Source organism: Halobellus litoreus (assembly GCF_024464595.1).
GTDB classification, from domain to species: Archaea; Halobacteriota; Halobacteria; order Halobacteriales; family Haloferacaceae; genus Haloquadratum; species Haloquadratum litoreum.
This window is the reverse complement of the sequence record NZ_JANHAW010000002.1, coordinates 827471-843652: the sequence shown is the minus strand read 5'-3', so window position 1 is coordinate 843652 and position 16182 is coordinate 827471. Positions and strand designations below refer to the sequence as shown.

Genomic DNA, 16182 nt, shown 5'->3' with positions numbered 1-16182 from the left:
ATAAATTGCTAGCCTCGCCGCGATCGATCGCATCGACTTTTGCCGGCCCGACCGACCAGTCGCGTATGTACGAAGTCGAGGTCAAGGTGCGCGCGTCGCGCGACGCGGTCAGGAAGCGGCTCCGGGACGCCGACGCCGGTCGCGTCGAAGGGGTCACGCAGATCGATACGTACTACGACGCGCCCCATCGCGACTTCGCCGAGACCGACGAGGCACTCCGTCTCCGACGGGAGACGCGCGACCCCGGCGCCGACGACCGTGACTCGACCGACGGCGGTGCGGACCCCGATGCGACCGCCGGCGAAACGACCAAACTGACCTACAAGGGGCCGTTAATCGACGCGGCGTCGAAGACGCGCGAGGAACACGAGACAGCCGTAGCCGACGGCGACGCCGCGGCGGCCATCGTCGAGGGCCTCGGGTTCGAGTCGGCCGCCGTCGTCGAGAAGGAGCGTGAGTTCTTCTCGCTCGACGGCTACACCGTCACCCTGGATCGTGTCGACGGTCTCGGCGAGTTCGTCGAAGTCGAGGCGGAAGTCGACGAGGACGCGGACGTGGATTCGGTCCGCGACGGGGCGTTCGCCGTCCTCCGACGGTTGGGGCTCGATCCCGACGAGCAGATCCGCACCTCCTATCTCGGATTGCTTCTCGACGAAACGGGGTGAGCGTGGCGTGCAGGGCGGATACTCGACGGTAATAATCCCGGAGAAGAACTTTTCCGCAAGTTATAGAACGAACCGGGCAGTAGCGTCCGGCAATGACCGAACGGAACATCGCCATCGAGGCCGCAGACCGGACTGCCGTCGAGGATCAGGGGGTCGAGATCGTCGAGCGGAAGGGGATCGGCCACCCCGACTCGATCTGTGACGGCATCGCCGAGGCCGTCTCCCGGGCGCTCTCACAGCTCTATCTCGACCGCGTTGGACGCGTTCTCCACTACAACACCGACGAGACCCAACTGGTCGCTGGCGAGTCCGCGCCGACGTACGGCGGCGGTGAGATCGTCGAACCGATCTACGTCCTCATCGTCGGTCGCGCGACGCGGGAGTACGACGGCGAGCGACTGCCCGTCGACGCGACCGCCCTCTCGGCCGCCCGCGACTACCTCAACGAACACATCCCGGAACTCGACGTCGGCACCGACATCGTGGTCGACACGCGGATCGGCGAGGGCTCTGGCGACCTCCAGGACGTCTTCGGCGAGGACGGTGCCGAGGTCCCGATGTCGAACGACACCTCCTACGGCGTCGGGCACGCGCCGCTCACCGAGACCGAGGAGATCGTCCTGACCGTCGAGGAGGAACTCAACGGCCCCTACGCCGCTGATCACCCCGAACTGGGCCCGGACATCAAAGTGATGGGCAAGCGCGAGGGCGACCTGATAGACATCACCGTCGCCGCCGCGATGGTCGATGCCTACATCGAGGACCTCGACGACTACGACGAGGCGGTCGAGCGCGTCCGCGCCTACGTGGGCGACGTCGCCCGCGGGCTCACCGACCGCGAGGTCCGCGTCGAGGTCAACACGGCCGACGACTACGAGGCCGGATCGATCTACCTGACGGTCACGGGCACCAGCGCGGAGATGGGCGACGACGGCTCGGTCGGCCGCGGCAACCGCGCCAACGGGCTCATCACGCCGAACCGCCCGATGAGTATGGAGGCGACCTCCGGGAAGAACCCCGTCAACCACATCGGGAAGATCTACAACCTCCTCTCGACCGACATCGCGGAGACGGTCGTCGCCGACGTCGACGGCATCCGCGACCTCCAGATCCGACTCCTCTCGCAGATCGGTCGCCCGATCGACCAACCGCACGTCGCCGACGCGAAGATCGTCACCGAGGCGGGCGTCGATCTCGCGGACATCGAACCGGAGGTGCGCGCGCGGATCGACGACCGACTGGCGAACGTCACGGACGTCACCCGGCGCGTCATCGACGGGGAGCTTTCGACGTTCTGAAGCCCCTCGCCGCGAAACGACGGGTGTGAGCGGAACGAACGGTTCGGACGACGAGGATACGAACGCCGCCCGCCTGCCCGGCGAGAGCGCGGCCGCCGACGAGGCCGGCGGGCCGGCCGATCCGGCAGGTCCGACGAACGCGGTGCTGATCGGCCACGGCGACTTCGGCACCAAGAGCAGCGGCGTCCGCGCGAAGATGGCCGAGCGCGTCGCCCGCGACGTCGAGGCCGCCCTGGAGGCCGCCGGGATCGAGGCCTCCGTCGAGCGACCGTGGTCGCGCGTCGTCGTCCGGACGGACCGTCCGCGCGACGCCGCCCGCGTCGCCGCGACGCTCCCCGGGGTCGCCTTCGCTCGGCCCGCCGTCGCGGTCGACCCGGAACTAGACGCGATCCGGACGGCCGTCCGTCGGCTCGCCGAGGCCGGCCCGCACGACGCCTCGGAGACGTACGCGGTCGACAGCGACCGGATCGGTTCCGCGGACGCACACGACTTCTCCAGCCGGGACCTGGACGTCGAGGCGGGGCGGATCGTCGGCGAGGTCACCGGCGCGTCGGTCGATCTCGACGACCCGGATCGGACCTACCGGATCGAGGCCAGAGAGCGCGAGGCGTTCGTCTCTTCGATTCGGTTCGCGGGTCCCCGCGGGCTCCCCGTCGGGACGCAGGGACGGGTCGCCGTCCTCGTCAGCGGCGGCCTCGACTCTCCGGTGGCGATGTGGCGGCTCCTCCGACGCGGGTGTGTGACGGTCCCCGTCTACGTCGACCTCGGCGAGTACGGCGGCGCGGACCACCGCGCCCGAGCGCTCGAAGTGGTCCGCACGGTCGCCGAACGCGCGCCCCGGGCGGACCTCCGCCCGCGCGTCGTCGACGGCGGCGAACTCGTCGAGCGGATCGTCGAGGGCACGGAACACACGCGGATGCTGTCGCTCCGGCGCGCGATGCTCGCCGCGGCCGAGGGCGTCGCCGAGGCGGTCGACGCACACAGCGTCGCGACGGGCGAGGCGCTGGGGCAGAAGTCGAGCCAGACCGGATGGAACCTGGCGACCACGGACGCTGCGGTCTCGTTGCCGGTCCACCGCCCGCTGCTCACCGCGGACAAACTCGACATCGTGGCGGCGGCGCGGGACCTCGGAACCTACACCGACGCGACGCTCCCCGTCGGCTGTGACCGGATCGCGCCGTCGCACCCCGAGACGAACGCGACGGTCGAGGAGGTGCTGGCCGCGGAACCCGACGGACTCCTCGCGGCGGCGCGGGAGGCGGGGCGAAGCGCCGAGATTCACTCCCCGTAGGATGGGAGTCCCGCGGTACGATGCGTCGCGATGGCCGCTTAGTGGCGTCGGTGCGCCCCGTGGTGGAGCCGGTGCGCCCCGTGGCAACTCGACTCACATATCCTGTGTATATATTCACCAAAAACCGTAAAGACGTTAATCATTGTTACTTATCACGTGATAGATTGGGCAAAAATGGATTTACATAGCTAGAGGCCGTACGTTCTGTCAATGTCAAAGACGTGCCGCCCCGCCCCGTCGATCTCAGACGGGGAGTGGACCGTGAGGCAAGTGGTCCCGCGCAGCGACTGGGACGCCGCCAGCGAGAGGTGTCCGGCGTGCGGCGAGCGCGTCGATCTCGCGGGCCCGCACTACCAGGTCGAACTCGACCGCGAGCGGACGTCCGGGCCGGGAGCGAAGCTCACCCGCGAGCGTCGGCTCCTGTCCTTCTGCGACGAATCGTGTGCGGTCTCGTGGCTCGACGAGAACGGGTACCGCTGACCGCGACGCGCCCCGTTCGGCCCCTCCACTTCGTCGCCGACGTCCCGGTCGTCCGCTGCTCCACTCTCGTCGGTTCTCCGCTCTCCGGCCTCCAGTGTATCGGTCCGAAACCGCCCCGACCGCAATCGATTTATGATCCCCTTCACAACCGTTTCAACGCCTTTCGACGCTCTCGACGCCGTATCTATGATTCACGCCTCGCCGCACCCAGTCTACGCACCGCCTCGGAAGCGAGTCGCTCGACCCCAGTCGGACCCCCACCCGTGACGCGCGTCTGCTTCGTCGGTTCGAGAGACGTCGACGTGCAGTACGAACTGCTCTCGCGCGAGACCGCGCGCGAGGCGCTCTCGACGTACGACCGATACGCGCCCTTCGAGAACTCGCTGGCGGTCGACACCGTGAGCCTCGGGGCGGCCGTCTCGCTGTGCAACGATCTCAACTGGTATCTCGTTCGGTTCGTCGACGTCGCGCTCGTCCGTGAGCCGAGCATCTCGGCCGACGAGTGGCTGAGCCGCTCGCTGGCGACGGCCGTTCGCGACGGCGACGTGCGACCCGAAGAAACCGGCGAGCGCCTCGCGATCTACGGCGTCGAGGAGGGAGAGTTGGTCGAGCCGATGTACGTCACTCGGCGGCCGGACGGGACGGCCCCGTCCTACGACCTCCGACCGGTCGAGGAGACGGTGACCGTCCGCGTGACGGGCGAGGAGTTCGACGCCGGGTGACGCCCAGCGCGTCCTCGTTCGGTCGATCGCGATACACGGGTCGGAAACCGTCGGCACCGCGGCACGACGAGATTCTGGGAGTCCGACTCTCAGAGGCCTTCGCCGGAAGCGCGCCCGCTCCTACCAACAATTAAGACGGACCCTCCCGATCATCGGGGTATGGACGAGACCCCCCAGAAGATCACGACGCTCGTCGGCCGCGAGGTGTACTCGAACGAAGGCGTCTTCGTCGGCGAAGTCGCCGACGTCCGACTCGATCTCACCGAGCGGCAGGCCGTGACCGGACTCGCGCTCACGCAACTCAACGACGAACTCTTTTCGGACATCGTCGGCAGGAAGAAGGGCGTCATCCTCCCGTACCGCTGGGTTCGCGCCGTCGGCGACGTCATCCTCGTCAACGACGTCACCCTCCACGACGTCATCGAGCAGATGACACAGCCCAACGGCGAGGACAAAGAGGATTCTGCGGTCGCGTAGCGTCGAGACCGGGGACGACGGCGGTCGTCTCACCGTGATTGGGTTCCGCCGGGCAGGCACCGCATTCGGCGCCGACCGTCAGTCATTTGCGGGGTGAGACTGTATCCGGAGGTATGTCGGACGAACCAGACGATCCTGCCGCCGAGAACGACACCGAAAAATCGCTCCCGCCCGAGGACGACGCCGAGGAGTCGGCCGACGACGCCGAAGAGAAGTCCTTCCGCGAGCGCGTCGAGGAGATTCGCGAACGACGTGCCGAGGAGCGAGAGGAGGGCGACCGCCCCGACCCCGAGGAGATGATGGGCGGCGGCCCCGGCGGTGCCGGCGGCAACCCCTTCGCGCAGATGATGAGCGGGATGATGGGCGGCGGCGGTCCCGGCGGGATGGGCGGCGGTCCGCCCGGAATGGGCGGCGGCCCCGGCGGCCCCGGCGGCCGAGGCGGGCCGGAAGAGAGCGAGTCCGCGGGCAACGAGGAACTCGTTCGCGAGGTCCGACAGCTCCGCGACGAGGTCCGCGACGCGACGCGCCAGCTCCAGCGGATCGCGCAGGCCGTCGAAGACCTCGACGACTGAGACGCGTCCCCGTCAGCCGTCCGAACTCGAACGATCTCGGACCCGAACGTCCCGAACCGCGACTACCGATTTTCCTCGATAACCCCTTCGTAGAGGTCCGCGAGCTGATCGACCACGCGGTCGACGCTCAACGCCTCGCGGCGCGATAGACAGGAGGCCGAGAGCGACTCGCGCTCGTCGAGGACGCGACCGATCGCGTCGCGGCAGTCCGCGATGTCCCCGTGTTCGTAGTGATAGCCCGTGACGCCGTCCTGGACCGTGTTCGAGAGCGCGCCGGCGTCGACGGCGACGACGGGCGTGCCGCAGGCGTTGGCTTCGAGCGCGACGAGGCCCTGGGTCTCGACCGGGCTGGGGAAGACGAACGCGTCCAGCGCGGAGTAGAACGCCGGCAGCTCCTCGCGGGGGAGAAAGCCCAGGAACCGCGCGTCGACGTCGAGGCCGGCCGCCAGCGACTCCAGATCCTCGCGCGCGGGGCCGTCGCCGCCGAGTACGACCGTCGCATCGATGCTGCCGGCCGCGCGGAGGAACTCCGAGAGGTTCTTCTCGTAGCCGTGTCGGCCGGTGTATCCGACGAGCGGGCCGTCCGGGAGTCCGTGGCGCTCCCGGAACTCCTCGGCGTCGGTCGGCGCAAAGAAGTCGACGTCGACGCCGTTCGAGAGCACGACGGTCCGGGTATCGGGCGCAGCGGTGTCTCGCGCCCGCTTCCTGGCGTCCTCACTGGGGCAGATGATCGCGTCCGAGCGGGAGAGGAACCACCGCTCGTACCGCTCGGCCAGCCGTTCGATGCCGTGCTCGACGCGCGGTCGCGACGTGAGATAGTCGGCGTACTCCGCGGTCGGCGTGTGGTAGGAGGTCACGAGCGGCAGGTCCTCGCGGCGGGCGAGTCGCGCTCCCCCGATGCCGACCGCGAACGGGGTGTGCGCGTGGACGACGTCGGCGTCCTCGACGGCCTCGGGGACGCGCGGGGTCCCGATCCGGAATCCCTCGTACATCGGAAAGGGGAGGCTCCGAACCGGGTATTCCTCGGGGTCGGGGTCGTAGTCGGTGCTCCCGGGGTAGACGATCCGCATCGTCCCGCCGCGCTCCTGCCAGCGGTCGCGCCACGTCTGGATCGTGTAGGAGACGCCGTTGACTGTCGGCAGGTAAGTGTCGGTGAAGGCGGCGACGGTGGCGGGAGCCATCGGCGGCGATTCACGGACGTGGGGTTAATCAGTTGCGAATCGTCGGGGCTCACTCCCCGATGTCGAGTGGTCGGCCCGTTCGCTTGGCCTCTCGGACCTCGCGGTACGTCTCGGCGAGTCGCTCGCCGACGCGGTCCAGACTGTGTTCCATCGCGGTCTCGCGGGCGTTCTCGCCGAGCCGATTTCGGAGGTCGTCGTCAGCGGCGAGGCATTCGACCGCGTCGACGAACTCCGCCTCGGTCTCGCACTTGAGGCAGTCGTGGCCGTCGGTGTAGAACTCCTCGAACACCGGGATGTCCCGGAGGACGACCGCCTTTCCGCAGGCCATCGCCTCGAGGACGGCGATGCCCTGGTTCTCGTTCTTCGTCGGGAAGAGGTAGACGTCGCCCGCGCCGTACGCCCCCCGGATGTCGTCGATCCACCCGGTGAAGGTGACGTTCTCGGGCGGGTTCGACGTCCATCGTCGGACCGCCTTCGAAGCGTGCGGGCCGGTGTCGTAGGGACCGAACCACGCGAAGTCGTAGGGCGTCGCCTCCGCGACCCGACAGAACGTCGAGAGGCCCTTCCGCTCGAAGACGTTGCCGACGAGGAAGACGACCGTCCCATCGAGGTCGTAGCGCTCGCGGTACTCTCCTCGGAGGTCATCGAACCCCGCTAAGGCCTCGACGTCGACGCCGTTCGTCATCGGTCGGATCGGCGCGTCGACGGGGTACGATTCGAGGACGCGCTTCGTGTACTCGGAGGGACAGAGCACCAGGTCCGCCTGCGAGTAGAACCACTTCAGGTACCGCCCCAGCGCCGGGGCGACCGTCGTCGACCCCCGGAACGACTCCGCGAAGTCCTCACGCGTGACGTGCGTGTGGAGAATCAGCGGGACGTCGTGGCGCTTCGCGTGGCGCGCGACCGCCAGTGACCCAGGACCGACGATGTTGCAGTGGGCGACGTCGTACTCGGCGAAGAGGCCGTGCCCGGACAGGGCCGAGCGCAGGCCCGTCGATAGGTCTCCGCCGCGCCACGGCGAGGTCGCCACCTCGACGTCCGTCCGTTCGAGGGCGGCCCGCTGCTGGTCGGCTGCGGTCCCGATGCCGCTCCGGTCCAGCCGCGATTCGAGTTCGAGGTAATTGAGCGCGCGGAGAGCCACGGTGTCGGGGCGTTGCCCGCGGCCCTATTTATACGTACGACTCTCGGTGCCGGCGTCGGAGCCGTCGCCGGGAGTCGCTCGATCACGTCGGCCCCCGGGAGCGCCCTTCCCGCGAATACGGGCGACCGCCCCTCTCAGCGTCGGTCTCCTGCCGGGGGAACGAGCAGGACGTTGTTGTTGCCCCGGGCGACGATCGATTCCGAGACGCTTCCGAGGAGCAGTCGGCGGAGCCGGCTCCGCCCGCGCGTGCCGAGCAGCGTCGTCGTCGCGCCGACTCGGGTCTCCTCCTCGAGGATTTCGTCGACGGGACTCCCTTCGCGGACGTTGATTCCGGCCTCGATTCCCATCTCGCGTTCGACCTCGGCCGCGAGCTCCTGCAGTCGTAATCGCGGGTCCTCGACCGCCGGCTCCGCGTTCTCCTTCTGCACGTGCAGGAGGTCGACCGCCTGGGTGGCTCCCTCGAGCATCGGGAGGAACTCGAACGCCTGCCGGGCGTTCTCCGAGAAGTCGGTCGCGAACAGGACGTGCTGGAAGAGGTGCGCTTTCACGACGGCCTTTTCTGAGTCCGGGGGCGCGATCCGCTCGACGAGCAGCGGACGCGTGGCCGTCCGCGCGACGTTCCGGGTGGTGCTCCCGACGAGCCGGTTCGCGAGCGGACTCTGTCCGCGCGACCCGACCACGATCATATCCGCGTCGAGTCGGTCGGCGAAGCCGTTGATCCGTCGGTGTGGCGTCCCGCGGGCAACGTGGGTCTCGACGGTGAACCCCGCAGATTCGAAGACCTCGCGCTGGGGCTGCAACGACTTTCGGGTGTCCGTCGCGGCGTCCATCCCGGGGAGGCCGCTGGAGACGTTGTCCGGCACGACCGTCACGAGGTGCACCTCCGTGACGCCGATGTTGTCGAGACAGTCCAGGCACGTGCGGGACCGGATCGCTGCCTCGTTCGCGTCCGAGAGGTCCGTGGCGAATACGATGCGCATACTCCCGCTTCGCACTCCACGGATTAATATTGTACGATGCGTACAATAAAATGGGATTCGGAGCCCGCGGCGGGTCCGAGACCGACTCGGAACGCCTTTGGTCGCCCGAGTTCGTGCGCCAGTATGGGCATCCCGGCCGAGCGAATCGAGCGACTGCACGACCTCGCCCGGGAAGCGACGGCCGGCGGCGACGTCGACCTCGGCCGGGAGTACGTCCGCCTCGCTCGCCGGATCGCCGAACGGAACCGGGTTCGGCTCCCGCGTCGGTTCAGACGCTTCGCCTGTGACGACTGCGACGCGTACCTCCGCCCCGGCGCGACGGCTCGGGTTCGACTCCAGTCGGGCCACGTCGTCCTCAGGTGTCTCTCCTGCGGCGCGACGAAGCGCTACCCCTACGACGATCAGTAACGCCCCCGAACGCGGGACCGCTCAAATCCGTCGGGAGTCTTAAGTTTCAAACCGCACGCCGACGTATCGGAGTCGTATGGACGAACAGGAGCTGCGCAAGGCGGCCCACGATCTGGACGTTACCGTCTGGGTGGGAAAAGGGGGGATCGATCCGGTCGTCGAGGAGGCGGCCGATCAGTTGCACGACCGCGAACTCGTGAAGGTGAAGTTCCTCCGCGCGGCCCGCGGCGGCACGACCGTCGAGGAGCTCGCGGCCGAACTCGCCGAGCGAACCGACTCGGAGGTCATCGAGACACGGGGTAACACGGGGGTCCTGCATCGATGAGCGTCGGGGCGCCGCTGCAGGCCGGGATCGGCCTGAGCGACTCGATCGCGCGGTTCCTGGCGGGCGTCGGCCTCCCCGACGCGGCCGCCGGGCTCCTCGGACAGGCGCTGGCGTTCCTCGTCGTGTTCGCGGTCGTGTTCGTGGTCGGTCGCAGTGTGCTCCTGCCGGTCGCGACCCGGATGATGGACTCCCGCGGGCTCGAAACGCACGCCCAGAAGCCGCTCCGCCGACTCCTCGTCGTCGTCGTCGGCTTTGCCGCCGTCACGGCCGCGTTCGGCGCGGCGGGCTACCCGAACTTCCTGCAGTCGCTGGCGACGATCGCCGCTGCGGCCACGCTGGCGATCGGCTTCGCGATGCAGGACGTCCTGAAGAACTTCGTCGCGGGTATCTTCATTTACACGGACAAACCGTTCAAGATCGGCGATTGGATCCAGTGGGACGGGAACTCGGGCGTCGTCGAGGACATCAGCTTCCGCGTCTCCCGCGTTCGCACGTTCGACAACGAACTGCTGACGGTCCCGAACTCGGCGCTGACAGACGGCGTCATCAAGAACCCCGTCGCGAAGGACAAACTCCGCCTCCAGGTCCCCTTCGGCATCGGCTACGACGACGACACGGAGCGGGCGACCGAGATCATCGTCGAGGAGGCCGAAGCGCACGCGGACATCCTCGAAGACCCCGCGCCGTCGGTGCGATTGACCGAACTCGGCGACTCCTCGGTGACGCTCACCTCGCGCATCTGGATCGAGGACCCGAGCCGCGCTGACTTCGTAAAGACCCGGGCGGAGTACGTCCAAGCGGTCAAACAGCGCTTCGACGAGGAGGGAATCAACATCCCGTACCCGAACCGCACGCTCGGCGGCGAACTCACCGTCGCCGGCCTTCAGGAAGTCTCGCCCGCCGACGACTGACGCCCCGGACGTTCGACGAGCGGGTCGCTACAGTTCGATTCGTTCGACGAGTTGGTCGCCCGACTTCGTGTTGACCGCGACGATCCGGACGTGATCGTCCAGCCCCGATCCGTCGAGTTTCGCCTTGAGCAGGTTGTCGACCTGGTAGACCCCGGCCGCGTTGATCATCTCGATCTCGACGAGGACGGCCTTCCCGTCACCCGGCCGCAGCGAGACGTTCTCGATGGCCTGACTGGACAGGGTGTTGATACCGCGTCCGCCCTTCTCGTAGGGAATGCGTGAGCGACCGCGTTCCATATCCAACGCGTCGGCGACGCGGATGATCCCCGCCTCGGTCGTCAGCGGGTCCTCCGCGGTGTGGTGACAGAGGATCGCGTGGAGCACCTCGGCCTTCAACCGAACCGACTCCTCCGTGTCGTAGAACCCCAACTGCGGGAGCAGGCGGTCGAGGAGGTCCGCCGCCAGCGGGATCGAGTAGTAGACGTGGTCGTCGCGGTGGACGACGTGACCGATGTCGTGGAGCGTGGCCGCCAGCGCGAGGATCACCGGCTCGTCGGCCTCGTCGAGTCCCTGGTCTGCGGCCCCGTTGCAGGCGACGTCGCCGCCCTTCAGCAGGTCGTAGAGACAGAGCGCGCGGTTCCGAACGATCTCGATGTGCTTCGTCCCGTGATCGTTGTACCCCTTCCGCTGGACGGCGTTGACGTTCTGCGCTTCAAGATAGGTCGTGATCTCCGGGTCCGTGCGGATCTCTTCGAGCACCGCGTTGACCCGCTCGTCGGGGAAGTTGTGCTCGGCCTCGGGATCGTACTCGCGCCCGCCGTTTCCGCTGGATTCCGCCATAGAATCGGCTACTCCGGCGGCGGCAAAGTATCTGCGGGAGTTATGTAGAACCCTGACCGTGGCGGGTTCGCAACTGTCGCTTACGGTGACAGCGACGCGACCCCCCGGCCGTTCACCGCGCGTCTTCGGCCGCGGCGGCGACTTCTTCGTAATCGGGCTCGACGCCGGGGTCGTCGCTCACCCACGCGTAGGTGATCTCCCCGTCGTCGTCGACGACGAAGACCGCGCGCTTGGCGAGGTTGCGGACGCCGAGACCCGCGAAGTCCATCGAGACGTCGTAGGCGTCGATGATCTCGCGGTTGGTGTCGCTGACGAGACCGAAGTTGAGGTCGTTCTGCGCGCGGAACTCGTTCAGCGTGAACGGCGTGTCGATGCTGACGCCGTAGACCGTCGCGCCGACGTCTTCGAAGTTGGCCATCTGATCGCGGAAGGTGCACATCTCCGTCGTGCAGGTCCCCGTGAAGGCTGCGGGGAAGAACGCGAGCACGACGGGGGCCGCATCGAGGTTCTCCGAGAGCGTGAACGACTCGATGTCGCCGTCTGCGAGCGGTGCGGTGAAATCCGGGGCGTCGTCGCCGACTGAGACCATAGGCGGTTTCGCGGACCGTCCCGGTTGAATGTTGCTTTCTCCGGCGGGCCGTCACCGTCTGCAGCCGCGTCCGGACGTCCGTTTGCCGGCACAGTCGCTCGGGGGAGCCGAGCAAAAAGCCTATAATTACCACTGGGTTAGGTTCTGGTAGCGATGTACGGAACTATCACCCCACTGTTCCCGGGGCTGCCGGGTGGGCCGGAAGTGCTCGTCGTCCTGCTCATACTGGTGCTTCTGTTCGGCGCCAACAAGATCCCGAAACTCGCCCGATCGACGGGGCAGGCGATGGGCGAGTTCAGACGCGGCCGCGAGGAAATCGAGGAAGAGCTCAGTCAGATGGAAGGCGACGACGAAGAGGAAGAAGAGACGACGACGTCGACGGAGACGTCGAAAGAGACGTCGACCGAGACGAACTGACGCGCTGTCCCCCACCCGGTCTTTTTGACGGAATCCAATTCGTTTAAGCGGTGGCTGTGTGACTCGTCGGTGGGACGTGTGGCCTAGTGGACCAGGGCGAGGGGTTCCTAACCCCTAGATCGCGGGTTCGAATCCCGCCGCGTCCGTTCGCTTCGCTCACTCCCGCGGCGACCTCCCGCTCACTTTGTTCGCGGGAGTCCTGCCACGTTCGTTTTCGGTCGAGCGACAGCGAGGCGTGAAATCGACCTGTGGGATTCGAATCAGGGAGGTCGAGCGCAGCGGAGCGAGCACGTCCGACCGTGGTTCGAATCCCGCCGCGTCCGTTCGCTTCGCTCACTCCCGCGGCGACCTCCCGCTCGCTGCGCTCGCGGGAGTCCCGCCGCGTCCGTTCGGCCGCGGCTTCTGGTAGTGTACCTCTGTTCACTCTGTCCGGCGTTCAGCGGGACTTCGGGTCCCGTCCGGTCCACCGAGGTCCCGCCGCGCCCGGCCGATTTGCTCGTCGCCGTCACTCACTCTCCACGGAACCGACGCGGCGATACACCGGCCGCAACCCGCCCCAGAACAGTACGACGGCCACCACTACCGCCGCGGCGGCGAGCGGCGCGCCGCTCATTCCGAGCAGTTCGCGCAGGCCGACGACGACTCCGATGACGACGAGCCCGTAGACCGCGAAAAAGAGCCTCGCTCTGCCGGACATCCCCGGTTCCAGCACCATACGAGCACGGATGCCTCGGGACAGTAAGTCTCTTTGGACGATCGCGTCGCGAGGTTTCGACCGGGCGCGCCGGCCTGCCGACACTCCCCCCGTTCAGAGGTCCACGCGATCGCCGATCTCGACGACCTCCAGCGATCGCGGGTACTCGTAACTCCGCGCGTGGTGGTGCAGCACCTTCGGATCGGCGGTCATTCCCTTCCACATATCCCAGTGGCTCGGGAGGAACCGATCGAACCGGAGGTCCGAGGCGGCCTCGACGGCCTCGTTCTCGGTGGAGTACCACCGCGTGCGGACCGGTTCTCCCGTCTGTTTGTCGTCGATGTTGCCGATCGCGCCGAACGCCAACACGCCGAGGTCGATGTCGTAGCGGTCGCCGAGGTCGTCGAAGTCGTCGTGGGGCTTCGTGTCGCCGCCGTGGAAGAACGTCCCCGACTCGTGCTCGAAGACGTACGAGACCGGGTGCGTCGAGTCCGGATCGTGCGAGAACTCGACGTGGACGGTGAACTCGCCGACCTCGAGGGTGTCGCCCTCGACGACCTCGGTGAACTGAGCCTCGTCGAGGTCGTAGTCGTCGAGCCACGCCTCGTCGTCGAAGGCCACCGACAGCGAGTCGTCCGGGGCGTAGAAGGACGCGCCGGTGTGCTCGAGGATCGGGGCCTGACTCGGGCCGTGGGTGTGGTCGGTGTGTTCGTGGGTGGCGAAGACGGCGTCCATCTCCGCGACGTCCTCGGGATCGAACGGCACCGGGATCATCCGGACCGTTCGCGGCGGGTCGCCGGTGCCGAGGTAGGGGTCGATCGCGATCGTCGTCCCCTCGCTGCCCTTCAGGATGAAGCCGTTACAACCGAGATACCAGACGGCGACGGTGTCGGGGGCCGCGTTCTCGACGGCGCGCGGAAGCCAGTCTCCCCAGTCGCTTCGAGTCATAGATGTCGGTGTGGCCGGCGGTAGGCTAAGTGTTCCGGAGACGGCCGAGACGGGCGGCGGTGACGGCCTCGGTCCGGTTGACGAACCCACCAGCAGCTTTCAAACGTCGAATCTTTCGGGTCACATTAACAGATGATTCCGGTATAAGAGAGAAAACACCGTTATACGAATATAATGAGTCGGAACAATATGAAGAACTGCAAACGGTACCGTCAGAAGATATTTATAATTCACTGCCGAATTTCGTGGTATGGAATCACATAGCAGAGAGACGGCGAACTTCTCGCAGATGGACGCGACGATGCGGGAACTCGGTTCGCGGAGCCCGCGCTCGGGTGGCGACAACTCCTGACTGGAGTGCGGTGAATCTCCGTCACAACCGCCGAACGGACTGCTATTCGTCCTCAAATCACGGCCGAACGATGCGCGACGCCGACTACTCGGCGTTGAGGTTCCCGAAAGCCTCGTCGACGAGTTCGCCCGTGTCCGCGATGATGTCCGCCATCTCGTCGTCGTCCGGAGCCATCCCGACGAGGCGCGCGATCCGCATAATGCTCACGTGATAGACCGTCTGGACGCCGGGTTCCTCCTGCCAGATCACGACGTTGCACGGGAACAGCCCGCCCATCCGCTTCTCGCTCGCGTCGAGCGCCCGGTTCGCCATCGTGGGATTACACGCGCCGAGGACGTAGTACGGGTCGCGTCCGGCGTCGATCTTCTCGTTCAGCATGTCCGAGGCCGAGAACTCGGTCGCGACACCGAATCCGGCGTCGGTGAACGCCTCGCGCACGTGTTCGATCGCTTCCTCGTGTTCCATCCGAAGAGTGGCTCGCTCCTCGCCGATGTCGCCTGCGGTAATCGCTTCCGGATCGATGGGTAACGTCATCGCCCGAACGTACGACGGCCACCGATGAAAACGTATGGGATTGTGTCTACTGCGCACTACTGGACTCCCGAGCGTGCCGTCCCTCGCGTCGGGGGTGTCACAACGGAACCGGCAGCCAGCGGAGGGCCGCGAGGACGTCCGCCGGCGGGAACAGGGGGTCGTGTAATGCGAGCCAATCCAGGAGCGTCAGTCCGAGTCCGTGCGCGACGATGGAGGGCAGCAGCGACTGGCTGTGGTAATCGACCGCCCCGAAGAGCACGTCTGTCGGCCCGGACAACAGCAGTTCGATCGGCGGCTTGCCGACGTGATGCAGCGCGTACACGACGGGGCTGATGAAGACGCTCTTGAAGCCGAACTCCTCGCTGACGCCGACGCAGAGGAGCCCCCGGTAGTACGTCTCCGCGGCGACGATGACGAGCAACTGCTGGACGGTGTGCGGCAGGAACTCGCCGAGGGCGGTCGAGGTCTCCCACATCGGATAGTACGCGCGGATGCTCGGCAGCGACGACCCCACGAGGTAGAAGGGGAGCACGAACGCCGCGAGGATCAGGGTGTCCCGGAGGGCCACCCGATCGACGTGATAGCCGAGGTCACGCCCGTGTGCGGCGGCGAGACTGGCCGGGATGGCGAGAAACAAGAGCACGTCGCGGACGACGCGCGCACCGAGATCGGTCGGCGGGACCGCCCACGAACTCCACAGGACCGAGAGGGCGAGGCCGACGACTAGCGCTCGCTGGAGCCAACTCGATCCGCCGGCAACGGCGCGAATGCGGGCGTGGACGGACACCGTCGCGGGTCGGTGTTACTCGGTCTCGACGGGACCGTCGCCGACGACGTCCCGGACCAGCGATACGAAGGTCTGCCGGGAGTCGAAGTAGGTCTCGTCGACGTCTTCGAGCACGTCTTCGAGCGTCTGCGGCCCCGACGGCGTCCGAATGACGCTGTCGCCTTCCTGTTCGACGATCCGGCTCGTCTCGTGGGGCCAGGTGAGCCGCGCGGCGACGCGCGCCAGCGGCTGTCCCTCGACGGGCGTCTCCTCGCCCAGTTCGACGACGGGGCCCTCGGATTCCTCCTCGTCTGCCATACGCCTGGATTTGCCACCGCCGACATTAATCCCTTCGACACGCCCTGACACCCGCTTGCGTACCCGCCGCGACCTGCGAGTTCGTCCCTTTCGGTGGAGGGAGATCCGGCCGCCCGTCACAGGTGCTTCGGCGACCTGTCGTAGATACGTTCGTCCGCCCGTCGTAGATACGTTCGTCCGCCCGTCGTAGGTGCGTTCGCCCGCCCGCCGGGGTGCGTTCGTCCGTGGTCGATGCGATCGACGACCTCACGTAACTGCGATTGCCGACCTGTC

General features: G+C 67.3%; 21 protein-coding genes and 1 tRNA gene. 12 read left to right on the top strand and 10 right to left on the bottom strand.

Annotated elements, in window-relative coordinates:
- Positions 1-65 precede the first annotated feature (65 nt).
- The 7 genes from cyaB to NO360_RS11775 all read left to right on the top strand — a co-directional run bounded on the left by cyaB (position 66) and on the right by NO360_RS11775 (position 5505).
- Positions 66-665 carry a class IV adenylate cyclase gene (cyaB, locus tag NO360_RS11805; protein ID WP_256308007.1) on the top strand — a complete coding sequence of 200 codons (600 nt, stop codon included), beginning with the start codon at positions 66-68 and terminating at the stop codon, positions 663-665.
- 92 nt (positions 666-757) lie between these two features.
- Positions 758-1963 carry a methionine adenosyltransferase gene (locus NO360_RS11800; RefSeq protein ID WP_256308006.1) on the top strand — a complete coding sequence of 402 codons (1206 nt, stop codon included), beginning with the start codon at positions 758-760 and terminating at the stop codon, positions 1961-1963.
- 142 nt (positions 1964-2105) lie between these two features.
- Positions 2106-3254, top strand: a complete 1149-nt coding sequence (locus tag NO360_RS11795) for a tRNA sulfurtransferase (protein ID WP_256308527.1) — start codon at positions 2106-2108, stop codon at positions 3252-3254.
- Between the two features lie 210 nt (positions 3255-3464).
- Positions 3465-3734 carry a hypothetical protein gene (locus tag NO360_RS11790; RefSeq protein WP_256308005.1) on the top strand — a complete coding sequence of 90 codons (270 nt, stop codon included), beginning with the start codon at positions 3465-3467 and terminating at the stop codon, positions 3732-3734.
- A 263-nt stretch (positions 3735-3997) separates the two neighbouring features.
- Complete coding sequence (locus NO360_RS11785; RefSeq protein ID WP_256308004.1) at positions 3998-4456, top strand: DUF5804 family protein; 459 nt, start codon at positions 3998-4000, stop codon at positions 4454-4456.
- Between the two features lie 159 nt (positions 4457-4615).
- Positions 4616-4933: a PRC-barrel domain-containing protein gene (locus NO360_RS11780; RefSeq protein ID WP_256308003.1), complete on the top strand. Its 318-nt coding sequence runs from the start codon at positions 4616-4618 to the stop codon at positions 4931-4933.
- Between the two features lie 113 nt (positions 4934-5046).
- Positions 5047-5505 (top strand): hypothetical protein, encoded by a 459-nt coding sequence (locus tag NO360_RS11775; RefSeq protein ID WP_256308002.1) that lies wholly within the window; start codon positions 5047-5049, stop codon positions 5503-5505.
- A 62-nt stretch (positions 5506-5567) separates the two neighbouring features.
- Here the strand turns inward: NO360_RS11775 and NO360_RS11770 are convergent, their stop codons facing one another.
- From NO360_RS11770 to NO360_RS11760, 3 genes are all read right to left on the bottom strand, one after another.
- Positions 5568-6686 carry a glycosyltransferase gene (locus tag NO360_RS11770; protein WP_256308001.1) on the bottom strand — a complete coding sequence of 373 codons (1119 nt, stop codon included), beginning with the start codon at positions 6684-6686 and terminating at the stop codon, positions 5568-5570.
- 49 nt (positions 6687-6735) lie between these two features.
- On the bottom strand, positions 6736-7827 hold the full coding sequence (locus NO360_RS11765; protein ID WP_256308000.1) for a glycosyltransferase family 4 protein: 1092 nt from the start codon (positions 7825-7827) through the stop codon (positions 6736-6738).
- A gap of 134 nt (positions 7828-7961) precedes the next feature.
- On the bottom strand, positions 7962-8807 hold the full coding sequence (locus NO360_RS11760) for a universal stress protein (RefSeq protein WP_256307999.1): 846 nt from the start codon (positions 8805-8807) through the stop codon (positions 7962-7964).
- Positions 8808-8930: 123 nt separating this feature from the next.
- On the opposite strand from NO360_RS11760, the gene NO360_RS11755 reads away from it, so the two are divergent.
- The 3 genes from NO360_RS11755 (at position 8931) to NO360_RS11745 (ending at position 10451) form a co-directional block, all read left to right on the top strand.
- On the top strand, positions 8931-9215 hold the full coding sequence (locus tag NO360_RS11755; protein WP_256307998.1) for a ribonuclease P protein component 4: 285 nt from the start codon (positions 8931-8933) through the stop codon (positions 9213-9215).
- A 76-nt stretch (positions 9216-9291) separates the two neighbouring features.
- Positions 9292-9540 carry a YhbY family RNA-binding protein gene (locus tag NO360_RS11750; protein ID WP_256307997.1) on the top strand — a complete coding sequence of 83 codons (249 nt, stop codon included), beginning with the start codon at positions 9292-9294 and terminating at the stop codon, positions 9538-9540.
- Positions 9537-10451, top strand: a complete 915-nt coding sequence (locus NO360_RS11745; RefSeq protein WP_256307996.1) for a mechanosensitive ion channel family protein — start codon at positions 9537-9539, stop codon at positions 10449-10451. Before NO360_RS11750 ends, NO360_RS11745 begins: the two co-directional genes overlap by 4 nt.
- Positions 10452-10478: 27 nt before the next feature.
- Here the strand turns inward: NO360_RS11745 and NO360_RS11740 are convergent, their stop codons facing one another.
- Positions 10479-11291, bottom strand: coding sequence for an HD domain-containing protein (locus NO360_RS11740; protein WP_256307995.1), 813 nt, complete (start codon positions 11289-11291; stop codon positions 10479-10481).
- Between the two features lie 112 nt (positions 11292-11403).
- On the bottom strand, positions 11404-11880 hold the full coding sequence (locus NO360_RS11735; protein ID WP_256307994.1) for a redoxin domain-containing protein: 477 nt from the start codon (positions 11878-11880) through the stop codon (positions 11404-11406).
- A gap of 153 nt (positions 11881-12033) precedes the next feature.
- Here NO360_RS11735 and tatA point away from each other — a divergent pair, with 153 nt between their 5' ends.
- Both tatA and NO360_RS11725 read left to right on the top strand, forming a co-directional pair.
- A complete protein-coding gene (gene tatA, locus NO360_RS11730; protein ID WP_256307993.1) occupies positions 12034-12297 on the top strand; it encodes a twin-arginine translocase TatA/TatE family subunit in 264 nt (87 codons plus the stop codon).
- 72 nt (positions 12298-12369) lie between these two features.
- Positions 12370-12443 (top strand) — tRNA-Arg (locus NO360_RS11725).
- Between the two features lie 359 nt (positions 12444-12802).
- Here the strand turns inward: NO360_RS11725 and NO360_RS11720 are convergent.
- The 5 genes from NO360_RS11720 to NO360_RS11700 all read right to left on the bottom strand — a co-directional run bounded on the left by NO360_RS11720 (position 12803) and on the right by NO360_RS11700 (position 15909).
- Positions 12803-13012, bottom strand: a complete 210-nt coding sequence (locus tag NO360_RS11720; protein WP_256307992.1) for a hypothetical protein — start codon at positions 13010-13012, stop codon at positions 12803-12805.
- 93 nt (positions 13013-13105) lie between these two features.
- On the bottom strand, positions 13106-13939 hold the full coding sequence (locus NO360_RS11715) for an MBL fold metallo-hydrolase (RefSeq protein ID WP_256307991.1): 834 nt from the start codon (positions 13937-13939) through the stop codon (positions 13106-13108).
- Positions 13940-14375: 436 nt separating this feature from the next.
- Entirely contained in the window at positions 14376-14825 is a 450-nt protein-coding gene (locus NO360_RS11710; RefSeq protein ID WP_256307990.1) for a DUF302 domain-containing protein, read from the bottom strand.
- Between the two features lie 97 nt (positions 14826-14922).
- Positions 14923-15612: a CPBP family glutamic-type intramembrane protease gene (locus NO360_RS11705; protein WP_256307989.1), complete on the bottom strand. Its 690-nt coding sequence runs from the start codon at positions 15610-15612 to the stop codon at positions 14923-14925.
- A 15-nt stretch (positions 15613-15627) separates the two neighbouring features.
- Positions 15628-15909 carry a DUF5789 family protein gene (locus NO360_RS11700; RefSeq protein ID WP_256307988.1) on the bottom strand — a complete coding sequence of 94 codons (282 nt, stop codon included), beginning with the start codon at positions 15907-15909 and terminating at the stop codon, positions 15628-15630.
- Positions 15910-16182 lie beyond the last annotated feature (273 nt).